The following is a 17,322-nucleotide window of genomic DNA, read 5'->3' as shown; positions in this document are numbered from 1 at the left end:
ACAGGGAACAGGGAACAGGGAACAGGGAATACAAAATAATTTAGACAGGGCGGGTTTAGTGACATCTGGGTTAAAACTTTCCCGTTAATGGTGAAACCCGTCCCTACATACAGACGCGCCATGGCGTGTCTCTACGAAACCACCTCATCATTATTGGTATTGGGCTTGGGAGGTAAGGTACAACAGTTAATATCATTCAAACAAACTTTACCCCACTGCAACGCCCAACGCACCAGTGCGACTCGATTATCGGTATGGGTCTTCTGCAAAATATTACTAATATGATTATCGACGGTGCGCTTACTGATTTCCAAGTCCTGGGCAATCTCCTGATTGGTCAAACCAGCGGCGACCAGGTCTACAATTTGTAATTCCCGGTCTGAGAGAGAAACTGACTTATCCGACTTGCCACCAGCCATAGGTATTTTGCCCTTGGTAAATCTACTTATGCCTTTTTAATTCTAACGAACTCGCTCGATACCTACACGCCATAACTCATCCTGGTTTGAGAGATTTATTTTAACGAGCGGTTAAGCCTCTGGTAGTCTGAGGTAAATGTTGAGGTGTATATTGCCGTGACTAATCCTCGTGTTCTCTGCCTCGGTGAAATTTTATTCGATCGCCTAGCTAATCAAGTTGGACGTTCCCTGGAACAAGTCGAATCCTGGACGCCTTATCCTGGGGGAGCGCCAGCGAATGTGGCTTGTGCGTTGGTTAAGTTGGGAACTCCGGCGGCGTTTATCGGAGCTGTGGGAGTTGATCAGCCAGGAAACCAGCTTATCCAATTATTAGAGGATGTGGGTGTGGATAGTAGTGGGGTTCAACGCCATCCTACCGCACCAACCCGACAGGTTTACGTCCTGCGTTCAGAAAAGGGCGATCGCGAATTTGCTGGGTTTGGTGATTTCGATACGTCCCAATTTGCTGACGCTTTCCTTGACGACTCGAAGTTACCCGAATCCTTATTCGAGGGGGCTGATTATTTAGTGTTGGGTACGCTGGAGTTAGCCTATCCCCAAACCCGACAAGCGATTTACAAGGCTTTGGATCTGGCTAATCGCTACGATGTCAAGGTTTTAGTGGATATTAATTGGCGTCCGATGTTTTGGTCAGATCCCAGTGAAGCAAAACCACTGATTGAGGAATTTGTCAAGCACATCGATTTTCTTAAACTAGCCAAAGAAGAAGCTGAGTTATTCTTCGATACCTCAGATGCAGGGGCGATTACCCACCGTCTAGATTCAGTGGAAGGGGTGTTGGTGACGAATGGAGATCAAGATATAACCTACTGTCTCGGTGAACAAGAAGGCATAGTTTCACCCTTTACGATGAATGTGCAAGATACCACCGGGGCGGGTGATGGTTTTGTCGCGGGTTTTGTTCACCAACTTTGTCAACATGGACTGAAATGTCTAGGGACACCCGATTCGGCAAAAAATGTGGTTAAATACGCCAGTGCTGTGGGTGGACTAACGACACTCAAACCGGGTGCGATCGCGGCTCAACCAACCCAACGCGAGGTAGAAGCGTTTCTGAAAGAGAATGGGTAATGGTTTAACCCTGTTTTTGCGATCGCTCTGTCACCTGATGATCTTGCGATCGCTTCTTGCGTTCTGCATATTCATAAAAGTTCACGACTTGAGGGTCACAGGCAGCAATATCATCATTAGAATTGGGTGGGGAAACCTCCGGTGGAACAGGTGGAGGCGTCATTGTAAAGTGCTGAATCGGAGGTGCTTCAACTTTTTGATACGTGACCCCACGAAATCGGAATGTTTTCACCGATGGTTGTTGAGGGTATTGTGGCTGAGAAGAACGGACAGCTTGTTCTTTTGGAGAGGAGGTGACACCATTACCTGCATGAGGGACACTCGATTGGGTCACTGTTGCCAGTTTTCCGTTAACCAGGGTTATTTTTTTCTGGTGTAATAATTCTTTCAACCTGTCCCAATTTCCTTGAGGATTCTCTTTTAACCAAGCGTCCACAGCTTTCATGGCTGGAACAGGAGGTAAGTTAAATTGCATTAAAAGAATAGCGAGAACTTTTCCTTCAGTTGTCATTTTTTTTTGTAAGTTAGGAAGCAAACAGTTGGGATAGCAGATACACTTGAGAGGAGTGATATAAACTCTGGAAAAAGAAAACCCTGATACGAATTCTTCATTTTGTTAAGAAAGTTGTCTATAATTGTCTTCGCCATCCGGATGTTACTGCCTCAGCCATTTGGCGTAATTTTTTCAGCCATTTGGCGGATTTACAATATTCGTCATTTGTCCTTTGTCATTCGTCATTGGTCATTTGTTTGCTCCCCTGCTCCAAAAATTAAAATCGCTCAATCCCTTGTCAGTAGAGACGTAGCATGCTACGTCTCTACATTTTCCTATTGCCTATTGCGATTCCGATTCAGATTAGTCCGCCTAATGATTTTCCGACGATTACCTCTAGTTCTACCGCTAACCTAAATGAAAACAAAACTTTAGTTACCACCATTACCGCCACTGATCCTGATGGTGATATTCCCACCTTCGCGATTACCGGAGGAAGCGATCGGCGGCATCGATACCGCCACAGTCACCGTAACCATTGATGGTAGCAACGACGCACCCACCCTGAGTACGATTAACAAAACTGGGGATGAAGACACGACGATTTCCTTCACGGCGACTGACTTTACCACTGTATTTAATGATGCTGAAGGAGATAGTCTCAGTCACATTAATATTCTGTCTCTCCCGGCTAACGGTGTCCTCCGTTTAAATGGTAATGCTGTAACCCCAGGGGAAACGATTGCCGCCGCCAACCTAGATAACGATAACCTCAGTTTTACTCCCGATGCCAACTTCAATGGCACCACCAGCTTTATCTGGAATGCCTCGGATGGTTCCCTATTTGCTTCGGGTGCAGCCGTTAATCTTGCGATCGCGTCGGTGAATGATAACCCAGTGAGTGGAGATGATCAGGCTACGACTCTAGAAAATACAGCCGTAACTATCGATGTCTTGGCTAATGATAGTGATCCGGTAGAAGGAGACTCTGTATTTATAGACAGCTTTGATGCCATTTCCCTTCTGGGTAGCACCATTAGCCAAGATGATAACGGCACACCGAATGACTTAACGGATGATCAACTTGTTTATACGCCTGAATTTGGCTTTGTCGGCACAGATAGCTTCACCTATACAATCTCTGATGGCAATGGGGGAACTTGAATCGGGCGCACGCCATGCGCCCCTACAATTCTAATCCACCAATTAAGGTGTGCCACGCCACTACAAATAGAGGCTTTGCGTAAGTCCTAAAAGTAAAAACCAATAGTAAGATCGTTATAGTAGGCACAAAGCCTGCCAGCCGCGAGTCCAGCGCTTACTACAAACCGTTCCGAACGTCTCTACATCCCCATCTGCACTTATGTCATTATCCCAAAAGGAACAATCCCTGAGACACCTAATTGCCGATAAAATTGCGGCGACACCGAATCAGCGTATTTCATTTGCCGACTATATGGATTTAGTCCTTTATCATCCCCAACAGGGATATTATGCAACGGGTGCAGTTAATATTGGCTCAGAAGGAGACTTTTTTACCTCATCCCATCTGGGTCATGATTTTGGCGAATTACTAGCAGAACAGTTTGCCCAAATGTGGGAGATTCTGGAACAGCCTAAACCCTTCACTTTAGTAGAAATGGGGGCGGGTCAAGGATTGGTTGCGGCTGATATTTTAACCTATTTACATCGACAGTATCCAGACTGTTTTGCCGCGTTAGACTATATCATTATCGAAAAAACAGCAGGATTAATCACGAAACAACAACAAGTTTTAAATCAACTCAATATACCTGAATTACCCTTACGCTGGTGTACCTTTGATGACCTACCCGATCATTCAATTATTGGGTGTTGTTTCTCGAATGAACTCGTGGATGCATTTCCGGTGCATCAAGTGGTACTGGAAAAGGGACAGCTTCAGGAAGTTTATGTGACAACGATAACGACAGAAACCAATGAAATTCATTTTGGTGAAGTTATCGATGACCTTTCTACACCTCAGTTGAAGGACTATTTTCAATGGATGGGAATTGATTTATATTCGGGAGCCTATCCAGATGGCTATCGGAGTGAAGTAAATTTGGCAGCGTTAGATTGGATTAAAACAATTGCGAGTAAGCTAAATCAAGGATTTTTGCTGACTATTGATTATGGATATTCTGCCGATCGCTATTATTTACCCGTCCGACATCAGGGAACATTGAAATGCTATTACCAACACCGCCATCATGATAATCCTTATGTCAATCTTGGACAACAAGACATGACCGCCCATGTCAATTTTACAGCGTTGGAACGACAAGGAGAACGTTCTGGATTACAACCCGTAGAGTTGACCAAACAAGGATTATTCTTAATGGCATTAGGATTAGGCGATCGCATCTCGGCACTATCAGCGGGAAAGCAGCAGGGACAAGCTATTGCAGGGGCGCAGGATGTAATCAGAATTATGCGGCGTCGGGATGCTTTACATCAACTGATTGACCCCACTGGATTGGGGGGATTCATGGTGCTAGTACAGAGTAAAGGGTTGAGTCTGGAAAAAGCGCGATCGCTTAAAGGATTAACGATTCCGCCAATTGTTTAATTTGTTGTATGTCATTTGTCATTGTCAAAAGATGTAGGGGCGGGTTTAGGGAATCTGTAGGGGCGGGTTTAGGGAATCTGTAGGGGCGGGTTTAGGGAATTAATTTAGCTAGTCACCAATAACGGAACAACAAAACCCGCCCTCCCCACCAATAACGGAACAACAAAACCCGCCCTCCCCACCAATAACGGAACAACAAAACCCGCCCTAATCCCCACCTAAATTTATCAATTAACCTCAAACCCGACAACAAAATCCACCTGATTTTAAACCGCGATCGCACGCCAAAGATGTAGTGATAGGGTGGAGCAGGGCGGGTTTTGTAGAAAGGTTATGGGTTTTTCTGTTAATTTTGCCCCTAAACCCGCCCCTACATTAGATTCACTGCCCCGATATCAGAAGACAAATGACTATTAAGTCACAAAACCCCCTTAGAACTGGGAATCATTTCAGCGCGACGGGGATCAATTTCTGTTGCCATACGGACCGATCGCGCCAAGGCTTTAAACGTGGCTTCGATAATATGATGAGAATTAATTCCATCCAGTTGGCGGATGTGTAATGTCATTTGGCTATGGTTCACCAATGCGACAAAGAATTCCCGCACCAGTTGCGTGTCATAGGTGCCAACCCGTTGAGTGGGAATCTCTAAACCATAGCTTAAATGAGGACGCCCAGAAAAATCCAGTGCCACTTGGACTAATGCCTCATCCAAGGGTGCGATAAAATGACCAAAGCGGACAATCCCTTTGCGATCGCTTAATGCCTGAGCAAACGCCTGTCCCAGTGTAATGCCCACGTCTTCATTGGTATGGTGATCATCAATTTCGATATCACCCGTGGCTTTCACGTCTAAATCAATTAACCCATGAGAGGATAACTGATGCAACATGTGATCCAAAAAGGGGATACCTGTGTCAGCACGACAGGTTCCTGTACCATCGAAATTCAGGCTAACCTGGACATCGGTTTCACCTGTGGTACGTCTCACCGTTGCTGTCCGGGCGGGGAATAGAGGATGCTGAGGCTGGGAATTGATAGCTGTGCGATCGCTGGTTTGCATAGTCGCTGCTGACATAGGAGAACACCGTCTCTTATTCTCTCACAGGAAAGAGCGGCAGGGTGGAAGTCCCTCTTCCTGATCTTCCCTCTCCCAATCTCTTCCCTTAGTTACTAACCCAATCCACACAAGCGTGCTACAGTAACCCTAGACACTGGCAATAACGCCAACTTAATGAGAAGGAGAACACAACCATGCCAGAAACTCAGGGTTTAGTCCAGGCATTTGGTGAAGTCCAGGATAATCCCATCCTACTGGAGCAAGGTGTCACCGCTCCGGTTTGTGAAGGACTAAATATTGCATTAGCAAGCTTCCAAGCCCTCTATCTGCAATACCAAAAACATCACTTTGTCGTAGAAGGTACCGAATTTTATTCCCTGCACGACTTCTTTCAAGAAAGCTACGAACAGGCGCAGGAACATGTCCACGATTTGGGAGAACGACTCAATGGATTAGGTGGAGTTCCCGCCGCTAGTTTTAGCACTCTGGCGCAGTTATGTTGCTTCTCTCCAGAAGCCGATGGCATTTTTTCATCGCGTCAGATGATCGAGCATGACTTGGCAGCCGAGCAAGCTATAATCCAGTTAATTCGGCGTCAGGCGTCACAAGCGGAAAGTTTAGGCGATCGCGCTACCCGCTATTTGTATGAACAAATCCTGTTGAAAACTGAGGAACGGGCGTATCATTTGAACCATTTCCTCGCACCGGATAGCTTAACGTTGGGTTTTGTGAAAAAAAGCTAGACCTTCGTAGCGAACATGTCCCACCAGTGGAATTTAATGTTGGCTGGTGGGTATTTGATAATTTTGGAGAACAAATAAGTAGTCGGACTAGCATAAAACGGTACTGTATTAAGTTTTGTACGCCCTCAAATCCTTACTGTTCCCTGTTCCCTGTTCCCTGTTCCCTAATCTCAACCATTAACTTTATTGTGTCCACCCACTTAACAGACTGATTGCTACTCTCGATTATCTGACCAGTTATTGGAACAAGTGAAGCGATGTCCCACCCGCCGATTGAGTCTTCAATCACCTTTTTATACACCCATGACCTTGACATCTCGGCACGGTTCTACGAAGATGTGTTGGGTTTGGAGTTATGGCTCGATCAAGGCAGTTGTCGGATTTATCAGGTGAGTGGTGATGGGTACGTGGGTGTGTGCCAAAGTAGCGGTACAAAAACTCCACTCACTGACAAGCAATCGAATGTAATTTTTACCCTGGTAACGCCGCAGGTGGACGAGTGGTTTGACTATCTTCAGCAGCGCGGTGTTGTCTTTGAAAAGCCGCCGACGTTCAATGAAACATACAAGATTTACCACTGCTTCTTGTGTGATCCCAATGGCTACCTCATTGAAATTCAACGCTTCGGAGAATAAACTATGGGATAGATTTTACTGTTGTGATTTTTGTATCGACCGATAGATAAGCTGTTCGGCATTACAACCTTAATGTCAATTATGGCGAAATCCTTGCCGTAGTGCGAGCATCTTGCTCGCTACATTGAGCTAATACCCAATTTAAATGCATGACAGCTTAACCTCTCAAAAAACCCCGCCCTTGGTCAAAAGAGGGGTTTTTCGGTATCTTTGATATTACCGTTTTTCAGGAGATGATTAGACGACTGAACTAATGTTCTAGCGACTTTGAAAATCATCAATTTGTGTATTCGGCGGTAATGTGGTTGTATCTGAAACTTTTTCAAATACCGTGGCATTATAAAACGCTTCAGGTCGTGCTTCTCCCGGAGTCGTACCCGCAATTTGTACGCGCATTTGACCCTCTGGAGTCATCTCAAAAATTGTCATCACAGTCGCCCCCTGCGCCAAGTCTATATTCAAACCCATCGGCTTGGTACTAGATTCTACCTGATAACGCATTTCTAACGCCTGTTGTGGTTCATCAGCAACAGGTGGGGCGGTCATGAAGAGTTTACCATCTGGCGTAAAAATCCAGGTAATCATTTGACCCGGTGCTAATTCCCCTCGCCATGTACCCGCCATATCGTCAGCCGTGACGTCTTTAGTGGATGCGATCGCAACTTCAGCAACGGCGGGTGAGAGGAATGAATGAGAACGAACGGTTAAACCGAGGGTACTCAGAACGCCTAAACACAAACCAGAAGCGAGAAGGCGACGGGGGGTAATAAAAGAAAAACTCATCGAAAATTAGGGGTTGGTAAGGGGGGCGAATGGAAACCCCTGTCATTTATGTATGGGGAGGAATTCGCCCCCCCTTACATAAACAGCAGTCCGACAGGACTTCCTTTTTTTAGAAAGTGCATCGGCTCCATTTCCCTTGTACACGACTGCTTAAAAATTGAAACACCTACCGCCTTGGATTTACTGACGACGTTCGACATATTGCATTTGCCTTTCGTCTGGGCAATTACAGACTCGTGCTTTTAACCTGTACGCATAAGGGTTGTTTAATTGGGCTTGCGCCCCTCCCGTTTCCGGGGTAATGTTAGCTTCGCATAAGTTAACGGTCGGTACTTTCTCCAACACACTGGCTTAACCCTGTACACCTGTTTAATGCTGGAGTTGTAGAGCTACAAACTAGCGGAAGCATTTGTAGGTACGAACTTTAACGCTTACCGTTAACGTAGACCGCGTAGGTCTTATGCTGGTCAGGTATGGGCTTTATTTCAAGCCCCCGCCTTTAGGCGTGGGGTTCCTGACACTAGCTAGGTGCTGTTTAAACTAGGGCTATCGTAGCATCACTTAAGGAAGCTGGAGTGTTGGGGTGCAGGGAAGATGGGGGAGATGGGGGAGATGGGGAAGATGGGGAAGATGAGGGAGATGGGGAAGATGGGGAAGATGGGGAAGAAGATTCTCAATCAACAATTAACAATCAACAATCAACAAATAACATTTCAAGGCAGTTTTAACTGGGCTTGGGCGTTGAAAAATTGACGATAAATACCCTGAGTCACCAAGATTGTCGTAGTGAGGTTAGTTGTGGCAATCATAAACATGATTAAAATTTGGTAAGATGCCGCATTCAATGGGTCAATGCCACTCAACAGTTGACCTGTAATGATTCCCGGTAATGTGACAATCCCCACCACCATCATTTGATTTAGGGTAGGAATCAATCCGGCGCGGATAGCATCCTTGCGGTATCCCGCCACGGCTTGTTGGGGGGTAGCGCCTAAACTCAGGTGCGTTTCAATTTCTAAGCGACTACTGGTAATCGTACTCACCAAGCGTTCACCCGCGATCGCAGATCCGTTCATGGCATTGCCCAAAACAATACCACCCAAGGGAATTAGATACTGAGGCTGATACCAGGTGTCCGGTTGAATAATCAGTAGATTGGTATAAATCAACGTTAAGGCACTACAGAAGAAAATCGAACCGAATACTACCCAGAATAGTCGAGGAATCTTTTTGCCAATCCGGTTACGGGCGGTAATCGCCGCAATGGTTAGCATTACCAGTAAAACGGCTAAAACTGCTAAGGGGTTATCCAAGGCAAAGACAACTCCCAGAAAAAACCCCACCACCAAAAGCTGTATCACCGTTCGCCCTGTTGCCCACGCTAAGGGTAACTCCAATCCTAACCCCTGCCAACTGGATAAACCAATCGCGATCGCCATCATGCCTAATCCCCAAACTAAATCAATGGGGTCAAGTTGAATAAAAGCGTTCACACCGAGACTCTATCTCCTGTATCACCACCGCCATCATGCACGATAACTATACCACCGCTCAAAAAGCAACTATTCAACAACTCAAAACCCACCTCGCCCAAGGGAAAGGGCAGATGACAGTTGTGGCAATGCGATCTGATTACGAACGCGATCGCGAACGTTGTCTAACGTCTGTGGTATTTGTACCCGAACCCCTTACCCAGTCTATCAGTCAACGTATGATCCAACCCTTAAAACAGTTAGAACCAGAACATTTTTATTACACGCCTGATTTAATGCATTCCACAATTAAAAATGTTCGCACCATCCACACACCGCCCCTATTTACGCCAGAGGATGTGGTTAAAGCCGATCAAGTGTTTCAGCGAATTGTGCCTCAATTTCCAGTGTTCCGCTTCAGTTGGCAAGATCTCACCTTATTTCCCACCAGCGTGGCACTGATTGGTTATAGCAATCAAACGCTGCAACAGTTAATTCAGGCTTTAGACAAAGGTTTAAGCGATATTGGTGTCCCTGATAACAAAACCTATTTTTCGGATACCATATTCTGGGGCAATTTAACAATCTGCCGATTGATCCATTCTCCCGGAGACGCATTCCGTCAGCAGGTTCAAGAATTGGCAACGGTTAAAATAGGCGAAATGCAGGTTACTCAGATTCATTTGGTCACCTGCAACTCCGTTTGTCATCCCCAGACGCGTACCCTTATCGGTACGTATTCTTTAAAGCAATAAGTATCTGAACATAAATTCTGTTCCCTGTTTCCTGTTTCCTATTCCCTGACGAATGACGAATGACGAATGACAAATGACAAATGACAAATGACGATCTCTACGCTAGCATTTGCAGGAAGAGTAGGAAAAGCAGTGTGGAGTATAACATATTCGATTTAGTCATTGGCGGGTTAGCGATCGCGATTTTAGCTGGGGGGTTACTGATGCTATTCACGGGAATCTTCGCTTTTAAAGATCAAGACAAGCAATAAGCATCGCTTATACCAAAGAAAACCCCCGCTAGTTCCGTCAATCTAGCGGGGGTAAAGCAGGGGGATTAGGGTGCATTCTGATTGGGTTCATCCCCCCTAAACAATAGTATGAACGCCTGATGTTGGTTTTCATGTTGGCGTTAATGTATAACTTTACAGGAAAATGGCTTTTTTTTGGCTTCACTAACTTAAACGCTTGTCTGGGTTATGCGTTAGCGGGAGCCATCGAAGTTTTTATCAAATAGGGCTTCGATAAAGGCAAAACAGCCAACTAAGTAAGCCATCAAAATCAGTAGTTCTAACATAGCTACAATCTCCTTAATTCGCGAACTCTAGGTTTAGGTTTTTTTCCGACACTCTCATTCTCCTCTAGGATTGGGATACCTACAGTGCTATTGATCGAGAACATCGGTGATTTGTTTGGCAAAAACTGAGTGATAGTGAACAATAATCTATGTGATCAAAGTCCGGCTAGACTATGAGATGTATCACGGGTTACATTAAATGATTGGGGATAAAATTTTATAAAATTTGGGACAAGAGATAAAATAGCAGAATAAGGGTAAGATTGATTACTAAAATTATGAGTAGGAACACAAGATATCGTGTCCCTACAGATGGCGATTCTAAACCAACGATGTAGTCAGTGTGCAGCAGGCTGATTGGCTTGAAAGAAACTGGGGCTTAAGTCAAAGATAAATTCATGGGCTAAGACAAGTTGACCCTTTTGCAGATGGACGATTGTCACACCCTGACCCTGCATCTTTTGATTATCTTGATTCCAGAGGGTGGTGTTCCATTGCACCGCTAGCTCATTGGTTGCACCAATTGCCCAAATCCGCCCGACAAATATCTGTTTAATTTCAAAATTAACCTGAGGAAATTGCTGCCGGAATTGCTTAAACCAGGGACGAATTTCACTCATACCGTGGAAGGTGCCACTCATTTCAGATTGTCCGGGAAAAATAAAGGTGGCATCTTCTGCCCAATTGTCCAGAAAGGTATCAATATCACCGCGATTGCGATCGGCAAATTTTTCGCGGGTTTTCTGTTTGGCAATAATGGCTCCAATCATAGTATTGGCTCCGTGAAACGTCTATAAAATTGTCACAATGAATCATTTCCAGCCTGAACTCACCTTCAGTTTAAAACAGGCTCCCAGGGGACTGCATGACTCCAGCGACAGAAATGGAGTGGCTCAGTCGGGCAAGGGTTGCGAGTTAGAATCAGTCGTTAGGATGATTGGTCTTATTAGGTGTGTTTGACCATCAACAGCGATTACACCAACCGACGTGCTAAAGATTCTTGGCACATTCCAGCCTAGTTCTTAAACGCTTGCTTGTCGCCAGATCGTCTACGAGTCGCAGCGTTACTAAGGCGCGATCGTATTGTTTGGCTTCGGTATAGTTTTGAGCCAGTTGCAGCCAAAGAAATTGGTAATTTGCCTGGCGTATATTAGCACTTGTTTCGAGATCGTTTATAGGTGGTCGGTTTTCACCACTTGCTTGTAGAGTTTCGGCTGGTTTCTGGGCTAATGATAAAACTTCAGCCGCTTTTTCCTGTTGACCAATCGCCTGATATAAACCTGCGATCGAAGTCAATATCGATACTTGTTTGTACAGAGGATGAAGCGTGCTCGTGATGTAATCATCAGTGTTCTTAGCGATTTCTGTGGCTTGAGCGAGTAGCGCAGTGGCTTTGCTGTTATCTCCCGCCGCCGTGTAATGAAACGACAGTTGAGTCAGTACAGCCGCTTTGTAGTAAGCATCATTGATGGCTTCGACTATCGTTAATGCGGCGTCATATTGGTCGTTTTTTATATAATTTTCAGCAATTGTCCCCAGAAACATTTCTCTAGATTCAGCATCTTTTATCGTTGCTACGATATCAGACAATGGCTCACTTGAGCCTCCCTCTACATATTGCTCTGCGATATGTTTTACTGCAAAAAATTTTCGATCCAGCTCTTTGAAGAAAGCGACTAATTGTAGGGCTTGGCTATACTCACCTTGTTTTTCCTTTTGGAGAATAATATCAACTAATACATCTTGGTTAGCATCCGGCAAGTTAATCGCTATTTGAGTCGCTTTATCCTCTTGTCCTGTCTGCCAATACTGTTGAGCAATTTTAGCTAATGTATGGTTGTTGATATCGGCAATTTTAGCAGCGCGATCAAGAAGTTCAACCGCTTGATTTTCTTGCCCAAATTTCCGATATGATTGAGCGATGCTAGTGAGTGCTGACGCTTTAAAATTAGCATCCTCGGCACGGTTAGCAATTTCCAGGGCTTGCTCTAGGATTGGCTCGACATTATCCGGCTGTTCCGTTGCTATCAACTTATCAGCAACTTCAACTAACGCCGAAACTTTCGTGGATTCCTCCTGAATTGTCTGAACAACCTGTAGTGCTTGATCGAGTTGTCCTTGGGTGGTGTATTTACCCACAATTATCTGTAAAATTTGGGGACGAAAATGAAAACCTTCTAGATGTTGGGCAATCTGTAACGCCTGATCGTATTGACCCCGCTTAATATATTCTCGTGCGACTTGGGCTAATTTACTGTCTTTATAAAATCCGACTTCAATCGTGTCGATTAATTGAAAAGCTTGCTCTAGATTACCTAGCTCAGCATAGACTTTTGTGAGAGTGTCGAGGATAGAACCCCGTCTAAAATAATGAGTATTGATTGTTTGTCTCAGTTGTTCAATTTGTGCTACTATATCAGCCGCTTTATCCTTCTGGTTAGCTGCTGCATACTGGCTAGCAATATCTGTTAAAAAAGCAAGTTTTGCTTGCTTTTCTGTAGTTGCCTGGGTGAGTTGTAAAGCTGAATTTAGTAGGGGTGTAGCAGAGGCGAATTCCTCTGCATCTATATAAACACTAGCCACCTGAAGTGATAATTTAATTTTACTCTGAATATCCTCAACAGTTTGGGTACTTTCTGAGGCTTTTTCTAACAGATCAGCGGCTTTATCGGGATATCTAGCTGCTGAATATTGATTTGCCACATAGCCACTAGCCACCTGAAGTAATAATTTAATTTTACTCTGAACATCCTCAACAGTTTGGGCAATTTCTGAGGCTTGTTCTAACACATCAGAGGCTTTATCTTGATATCCGGCTGCTGAATATTGATTTGCCACCTTGAGTAATGCCGAGACTTGCGCCTCAGACTCCGGTTTGGAGTAAGCTTCACGTACCCAGCAAACTAGCGGAATTCCTTTATGGGTTGGTTCTTGGTCAAAGGGTTGATTGGCGGTTTGTTCGGATTTCATAGACTGAAAAGAGGGTAGGTTAGCCGTTTGATAAAAATTTGAATAGCCGACTATAAACAAGGTTGTCAGATTTGTAATTAATAGGGATAATGAGGAATTAAACATTAGCAAGGTTATCGAAAAAACAAATGTCCCGATTTGTTAACGCAGCTAGACAAAGCCAAGTTGTAGGTTGGGTTGACGCAGGAAAGCCGACACCCTCAAGGACTCGCATCTTTGATTACGCACTAAATCTGATTAAACCGATTGTCTAATTAGGCGCTGTTGATAGTTCTACGGTAGGAAACTTTCGGAAAGGTGTGGGAAGGGGTATGACATTTTTCAGATTGACCCTCTTTAGAGCAATGGTGCGTTACGCTTCGCTAACGCACCCTACTGTCGTGGCACACCTTATTTGGTGGATTAGAATTGTAGGGGCGCAAGGCTTGCGCCCGGTTTAAACGTCAAATCTATTCCACAATTTTAGCTGTGCCATGCCACTACAATGTGACGATAATTTACTGGGAAGGAGTTTTAGTTCATTCAATGGACTTGAGCTAAATTGAGAGGAATTTGAACTCGGAGCAGGTTTTCTGGCTTACCTTTACGTTGACCGAGGAAAAAGGCGTTCTAGGCTATCTTGCAATTGAGAGTGGGGGTAAATATTTGGTTTTTTACTCCAAATGTACTCTAAAGTTTCTTGATAACTCCACTGAGGATTTTTAGAGAAACAATAGGCAACCCCCACGGAACCACTGCGACCAATCCCAGCGCGACAATTAAGCAATATCTTCTTTTTGCCTTGCTGTACTTGTTCATCAATCCACTGAACAGCGGCTAATAACAATTCGTCAGCAATCGGATTCGATGCGCCATCTAAAGTACCCATTTTTTTGTAAGCAATAGGAGAGGATTCGGGAAACATTAAGGTCAATTCCTCGCCCAAATTCAGCACAGCATCGATACCTAGAGATGCCGCTTGGGACGCCGCGATAAAATTGCCAACATAGACATTCGGGAAAACTTCAATAAAATTGGGTCCTTGTGTCCATTGTCTATCTGGAGACGGCAGGTTTACTTTAAGATAACCATTGTCCTGAAATTGTCCTGCCCATTGCCATGCATTTTCGTCATTTTTCCGGCGGAATCGATAGGTAAATTGAAAATCTCCGGGAGCCGTTGGCATAAATGAGCCTTGAAAGACAGAGATTGGCTGGGATTCTTCGGGAGTATAGGTTAAATTGATTCCATGCCAATCGCCTTCACTATTGAATTTGGTTAAGGCATTTGTCCAGATTTGTACAATTAGGTCTTGAGGGGGGTGGGGACTCAGGAGTTTAACTGTTGCTCCAAAATTCTCCAACATATAAAGCGTGATGTGGGACTGTAAGGAAGGATAAATGTCTTGAACTTTTACCAGGGAAAGATTAGAATTTTGAACCATAGTTTTAATTGATAAATTGCTCTGGCGATTGGAAGTCCCGGCTACACAAACAAATTCCGCTTAACCAGGACTGGATTACAAAGGGGTAGTCAAGCTGGATTTGGTATTAAGGTAAGCTTATCACCAATAACCTATAAACAACACCCTGATGGTAGGGGTGGATGTAGCCACAATTGTCGGCGATGGTTTAGGAACAATTGTAGGGGCGGGTTTAGGGACTTAATTCAAATATCCACCAATAAATGTTCAACAAAACCCGCCCTCCCTCACTTTAAGGATTCAGGATGACAGTTAAATCGAGGACAAAGCCAGGTAACACGTCTTCACCTGAAAGTGTGGGTGGTTCGTCAATCGAGAAATTAATTTGTTCTACGTCAACAGTCGGTCGATAGATTTCCACCAGGGGGGTTTGGGGGTCAATCAGCCAACCTAAGCGAGCGCCATTATCTCGGTACTCTAACATTTTGGCACGTAAATCTTTAAGCGAATCACTTTCAGAACGAAGTTCAATCACAAAGTCTGGACATAAGGGAGGGAAGCGTCGCCGTTGTTCAGGAGATAAGGCTTCCCAACGTTGAAGAATTACCCAAGATAAATCGGGACAGCGTTTGGCATTATTGGGTAATCGAAACTCAGTGGAGGAGTCAAAAACTTTTCCCAGTCGGGTTTGTTCGTTCCAATTGTAAACTTTAGTGGTCAGACCCGCATTACTAATGCCACTTTCTCCATCGGTTGGGGGCATAATAATTAATTTCCCATCAGCGGTTAGTTCTAAACGCCATTGTTCATTCGCGACACAAAGTTGGTAAAATTGTTCGTCGGTTAGACCGACAGTGGGGGGTACGTTCAGGGTTAGAGTTTCCATGGCTGTGTAAGCTAGCTGGATTAATTTTATTATCGGTGATTTTTGGGGCGAAGCAGCATGATCGACTGGATGATTATCGCGTTTCTTAAATGGATGAGATACAGGCGGTGAGGGCGCAAGCCTTGCGCCCCTACATTCGCCTCTTCTATGGGTTAGCGTAGTCCAGAAAACGGGCATAGTTCCAAGGGATGTAATTGTTGAAGTAGAGGATGAGTCGTAAAATCAAGTGTTGAATAATGGATAAAAATCCGAGAAATATACCAACCATTAGTCCTACAAATAATCCGAGTTTCACTATAGCTATCCCAGTGAAAAATTCCGGTTTTATAGGTAGCAGTTCAGTTAAAATAATTAACGGTAAACACATTAACACTGTAAGCAACCAACCAATTAAAGTTGTAAAAACGGCATTTTGAGCTGACTGTTTAATTCCTTGATTTATTTGGCACAGTTGTCTTTTCTATCTCATTGACTTGAAATCCAGCTATAACAAATCGCCATGTGCCGCTAGATATTGTCATAAACAAAGTTAACGTTATAGCAGAGATCACTCCCATCAATAAACCAATAACTATCTTGATTATTTGGTTATAGGAATTTAACTCTAAATAAAACTTTGCCGTTGATATATTTTCTGTTGTATATCAAGATAACAAATTTAACTTCCCCATACTCTTTGTGATCGCGATTCTAGATTCCTGGCTTCTTTAGGGCGCATGTCGGAAAAGGGCGCATGTTGGAAAAGGGTGCACTAACGTGCGCCCCTACGGTTTTTCCCCGAAGACAAGCTCAAAATTGTTTCATACGTTATTCGTTAATGTGCCAATTTCCTGGAAGATTGGCATCAGTAAATCAACATCCAGTAAAAATATAGTAATCGATTCTTTATCCTGAGGAATGACGGCGACATGACTGGCAACTTCTAGAGTATCGGCTCGTCGATAGGATTCAGGAAGCAGGCGAATGGCTGATAAAGGTATTTCCATTAAAATTGGTGTGTCCGTTACCGGAATTCCATATAAGTCCCCTGTGGTGTTTCTAACGACAATCAAATACCCGCCCGCGCTGGATTCCTGAATCGGGCTTTGCTTGAAAAATCGCCAATACAAGTCTACAACTGTAACTTCGCGATCGCCTAAATGAGCAACGCCGACATGGTTCAGTCCACTACTGTAAATTGGCGTGTGATCGACGACTTTATAAACTGACTCAATGCGTAAGGCTAGATGCAGCTTCCCCATGCTGAAGACAATGAATTTTAGGGATGGAGTAACCTGTCTAGATTGGGATAAATCAGTATCGTTGGGTTGAAATTGAGTAACTAATGTTGTCATTTGTTGATTGTTTATTGTTGATGGTTCATTGTTGATGGTTCATTGTTCATTGGGAATCATTACCCCATCACCCCCTCTCCCCATCACCCCATT

19 protein-coding genes are annotated in these 17,322 nt (G+C 44.3%); 9 read left to right on the top strand and 10 right to left on the bottom strand.

What is annotated here, in order from left to right:
- Positions 1-131: 131 nt before the first annotated feature.
- Positions 132-419, bottom strand: a complete 288-nt coding sequence (gene pedR, locus RIE73_RS24210; protein ID WP_446403613.1) for a photosynthetic electron transport-dependent transcriptional regulator PedR — start codon at positions 417-419, stop codon at positions 132-134.
- A gap of 156 nt (positions 420-575) precedes the next feature.
- On the opposite strand from pedR, the gene RIE73_RS24205 reads away from it, so the two are divergent.
- Positions 576-1,550 carry a carbohydrate kinase family protein gene (locus RIE73_RS24205; protein WP_446403612.1) on the top strand — a complete coding sequence of 325 codons (975 nt, stop codon included), beginning with the start codon at positions 576-578 and terminating at the stop codon, positions 1,548-1,550.
- 4 nt (positions 1,551-1,554) lie between these two features.
- On the opposite strand, the gene RIE73_RS24200 is transcribed toward RIE73_RS24205, so the two are convergent.
- Complete coding sequence (locus tag RIE73_RS24200) at positions 1,555-2,061, bottom strand: hypothetical protein (protein WP_446403611.1); 507 nt, start codon at positions 2,059-2,061, stop codon at positions 1,555-1,557.
- A gap of 296 nt (positions 2,062-2,357) precedes the next feature.
- Between RIE73_RS24200 and RIE73_RS24195 the strand changes: the two genes are divergently transcribed.
- From RIE73_RS24195 to RIE73_RS24185, 3 genes are all read left to right on the top strand, one after another.
- On the top strand, positions 2,358-2,585 hold the full coding sequence (locus RIE73_RS24195) for a hypothetical protein (protein ID WP_446403610.1): 228 nt from the start codon (positions 2,358-2,360) through the stop codon (positions 2,583-2,585).
- Positions 2,506-3,207, top strand: a complete 702-nt coding sequence (locus RIE73_RS24190) for an Ig-like domain-containing protein (RefSeq protein WP_446403609.1) — start codon at positions 2,506-2,508, stop codon at positions 3,205-3,207. The genes RIE73_RS24195 and RIE73_RS24190 overlap by 80 nt, the downstream gene beginning before the upstream one ends.
- A 199-nt stretch (positions 3,208-3,406) precedes the next feature.
- Complete coding sequence (locus RIE73_RS24185; RefSeq protein ID WP_446403608.1) at positions 3,407-4,633, top strand: class I SAM-dependent methyltransferase; 1,227 nt, start codon at positions 3,407-3,409, stop codon at positions 4,631-4,633.
- A 418-nt stretch (positions 4,634-5,051) separates the two neighbouring features.
- Here the strand turns inward: RIE73_RS24185 and hisB are convergent, their stop codons facing one another.
- The gene (gene hisB / locus RIE73_RS24180) at positions 5,052-5,696 is read right to left on the bottom strand and encodes an imidazoleglycerol-phosphate dehydratase HisB (protein ID WP_446403631.1); all 645 of its coding nucleotides are present in this window, start codon (positions 5,694-5,696) and stop codon (positions 5,052-5,054) included.
- A 191-nt stretch (positions 5,697-5,887) separates the two neighbouring features.
- Here hisB and RIE73_RS24175 point away from each other — a divergent pair, with 191 nt between their 5' ends.
- Both RIE73_RS24175 and RIE73_RS24170 read left to right on the top strand, forming a co-directional pair.
- The gene (locus RIE73_RS24175; protein ID WP_446403607.1) at positions 5,888-6,436 is read left to right on the top strand and encodes a Dps family protein; all 549 of its coding nucleotides are present in this window, start codon (positions 5,888-5,890) and stop codon (positions 6,434-6,436) included.
- A 257-nt stretch (positions 6,437-6,693) separates the two neighbouring features.
- Positions 6,694-7,071, top strand: a complete 378-nt coding sequence (locus RIE73_RS24170) for a VOC family protein (RefSeq protein ID WP_446403606.1) — start codon at positions 6,694-6,696, stop codon at positions 7,069-7,071.
- A 258-nt stretch (positions 7,072-7,329) separates the two neighbouring features.
- Here the strand turns inward: RIE73_RS24170 and RIE73_RS24165 are convergent, their stop codons facing one another.
- Positions 7,330-7,854: a hypothetical protein gene (locus RIE73_RS24165; protein ID WP_446403605.1), complete on the bottom strand. Its 525-nt coding sequence runs from the start codon at positions 7,852-7,854 to the stop codon at positions 7,330-7,332.
- 575 nt (positions 7,855-8,429) lie between these two features.
- Here RIE73_RS24165 and RIE73_RS24160 point away from each other — a divergent pair.
- Positions 8,430-8,582, top strand: coding sequence for a hypothetical protein (locus RIE73_RS24160; protein WP_446403604.1), 153 nt, complete (start codon positions 8,430-8,432; stop codon positions 8,580-8,582).
- On the opposite strand, the gene RIE73_RS24155 is transcribed toward RIE73_RS24160, so the two are convergent.
- Entirely contained in the window at positions 8,568-9,347 is a 780-nt protein-coding gene (locus tag RIE73_RS24155) for an ABC transporter permease (RefSeq protein WP_446403603.1), read from the bottom strand. The two genes, RIE73_RS24160 and RIE73_RS24155, sit on opposite strands and share 15 nt — an antisense overlap.
- A gap of 35 nt (positions 9,348-9,382) precedes the next feature.
- On the opposite strand from RIE73_RS24155, the gene RIE73_RS24150 reads away from it, so the two are divergent.
- Together RIE73_RS24150 and RIE73_RS24145 are read left to right on the top strand one after the other, a co-directional pair.
- On the top strand, positions 9,383-10,081 hold the full coding sequence (locus RIE73_RS24150) for a hypothetical protein (protein ID WP_446403602.1): 699 nt from the start codon (positions 9,383-9,385) through the stop codon (positions 10,079-10,081).
- Between the two features lie 80 nt (positions 10,082-10,161).
- Positions 10,162-10,332: a hypothetical protein gene (locus RIE73_RS24145; RefSeq protein ID WP_446403601.1), complete on the top strand. Its 171-nt coding sequence runs from the start codon at positions 10,162-10,164 to the stop codon at positions 10,330-10,332.
- 643 nt (positions 10,333-10,975) lie between these two features.
- Here the strand turns inward: RIE73_RS24145 and RIE73_RS24140 are convergent.
- The 5 genes from RIE73_RS24140 to RIE73_RS24120 all read right to left on the bottom strand — a co-directional run bounded on the left by RIE73_RS24140 (position 10,976) and on the right by RIE73_RS24120 (position 17,229).
- A complete protein-coding gene (locus RIE73_RS24140) occupies positions 10,976-11,407 on the bottom strand; it encodes a nuclear transport factor 2 family protein (protein WP_446403600.1) in 432 nt (143 codons plus the stop codon).
- Positions 11,408-11,627: 220 nt separating this feature from the next.
- Positions 11,628-13,607 (bottom strand): tetratricopeptide repeat protein, encoded by a 1,980-nt coding sequence (locus RIE73_RS24135; RefSeq protein ID WP_446403599.1) that lies wholly within the window; start codon positions 13,605-13,607, stop codon positions 11,628-11,630.
- A 583-nt stretch (positions 13,608-14,190) separates the two neighbouring features.
- Positions 14,191-15,030, bottom strand: a complete 840-nt coding sequence (locus RIE73_RS24130) for a dual specificity protein phosphatase family protein (RefSeq protein ID WP_446403598.1) — start codon at positions 15,028-15,030, stop codon at positions 14,191-14,193.
- Positions 15,031-15,301: 271 nt separating this feature from the next.
- Positions 15,302-15,895, bottom strand: coding sequence for a Uma2 family endonuclease (locus RIE73_RS24125; protein ID WP_446403597.1), 594 nt, complete (start codon positions 15,893-15,895; stop codon positions 15,302-15,304).
- Between the two features lie 800 nt (positions 15,896-16,695).
- The gene (locus RIE73_RS24120; RefSeq protein ID WP_446403596.1) at positions 16,696-17,229 is read right to left on the bottom strand and encodes a chemotaxis protein CheW; all 534 of its coding nucleotides are present in this window, start codon (positions 17,227-17,229) and stop codon (positions 16,696-16,698) included.
- Between the last annotated feature and the right edge of the window lie 93 nt (positions 17,230-17,322).

Origin of the sequence: Coleofasciculus sp. C1-SOL-03 (genome assembly GCF_040220555.1) — a bacterium.
GTDB lineage: Bacteria > Cyanobacteriota > Cyanobacteriia > Cyanobacteriales > Coleofasciculaceae > Coleofasciculus.
The sequence above is the reverse complement of the archived record's forward strand: the minus strand, read 5'-3'. Positions and strand labels throughout refer to the sequence as shown.

What these genes read in the sequence shown, in the direction of transcription:
- pedR (WP_446403613.1), bottom strand. Translation starts at nt 419, where the DNA reads ATGGCTGGTGGCAAGTCGGATAAGTCAGTTTCTCTCTCAGACCGGGAA.
- RIE73_RS24200 (WP_446403611.1), bottom strand. Translation starts at nt 2,061, where the DNA reads ATGACAACTGAAGGAAAAGTTCTCGCTATTCTTTTAATGCAATTTAAC.
- RIE73_RS24195 (WP_446403610.1), top strand. Translation starts at nt 2,358, where the DNA reads ATGCTACGTCTCTACATTTTCCTATTGCCTATTGCGATTCCGATTCAG.
- RIE73_RS24190 (WP_446403609.1), top strand. Translation starts at nt 2,506, where the DNA reads ATGGTGATATTCCCACCTTCGCGATTACCGGAGGAAGCGATCGGCGGC.
- RIE73_RS24185 (WP_446403608.1), top strand. Translation starts at nt 3,407, where the DNA reads ATGTCATTATCCCAAAAGGAACAATCCCTGAGACACCTAATTGCCGAT.
- hisB (WP_446403631.1), bottom strand. Translation starts at nt 5,696, where the DNA reads ATGCAAACCAGCGATCGCACAGCTATCAATTCCCAGCCTCAGCATCCT.
- RIE73_RS24175 (WP_446403607.1), top strand. Translation starts at nt 5,888, where the DNA reads ATGCCAGAAACTCAGGGTTTAGTCCAGGCATTTGGTGAAGTCCAGGAT.
- RIE73_RS24170 (WP_446403606.1), top strand. Translation starts at nt 6,694, where the DNA reads ATGTCCCACCCGCCGATTGAGTCTTCAATCACCTTTTTATACACCCAT.
- RIE73_RS24165 (WP_446403605.1), bottom strand. Translation starts at nt 7,854, where the DNA reads ATGAGTTTTTCTTTTATTACCCCCCGTCGCCTTCTCGCTTCTGGTTTG.
- RIE73_RS24150 (WP_446403602.1), top strand. Translation starts at nt 9,383, where the DNA reads ATGCACGATAACTATACCACCGCTCAAAAAGCAACTATTCAACAACTC.
- RIE73_RS24145 (WP_446403601.1), top strand. Translation starts at nt 10,162, where the DNA reads ATGACAAATGACGATCTCTACGCTAGCATTTGCAGGAAGAGTAGGAAA.
- RIE73_RS24140 (WP_446403600.1), bottom strand. Translation starts at nt 11,407, where the DNA reads ATGATTGGAGCCATTATTGCCAAACAGAAAACCCGCGAAAAATTTGCC.
- RIE73_RS24135 (WP_446403599.1), bottom strand. Translation starts at nt 13,607, where the DNA reads ATGAAATCCGAACAAACCGCCAATCAACCCTTTGACCAAGAACCAACC.
- RIE73_RS24130 (WP_446403598.1), bottom strand. Translation starts at nt 15,030, where the DNA reads ATGGTTCAAAATTCTAATCTTTCCCTGGTAAAAGTTCAAGACATTTAT.
- RIE73_RS24125 (WP_446403597.1), bottom strand. Translation starts at nt 15,895, where the DNA reads ATGGAAACTCTAACCCTGAACGTACCCCCCACTGTCGGTCTAACCGAC.
- RIE73_RS24120 (WP_446403596.1), bottom strand. Translation starts at nt 17,229, where the DNA reads ATGACAACATTAGTTACTCAATTTCAACCCAACGATACTGATTTATCC.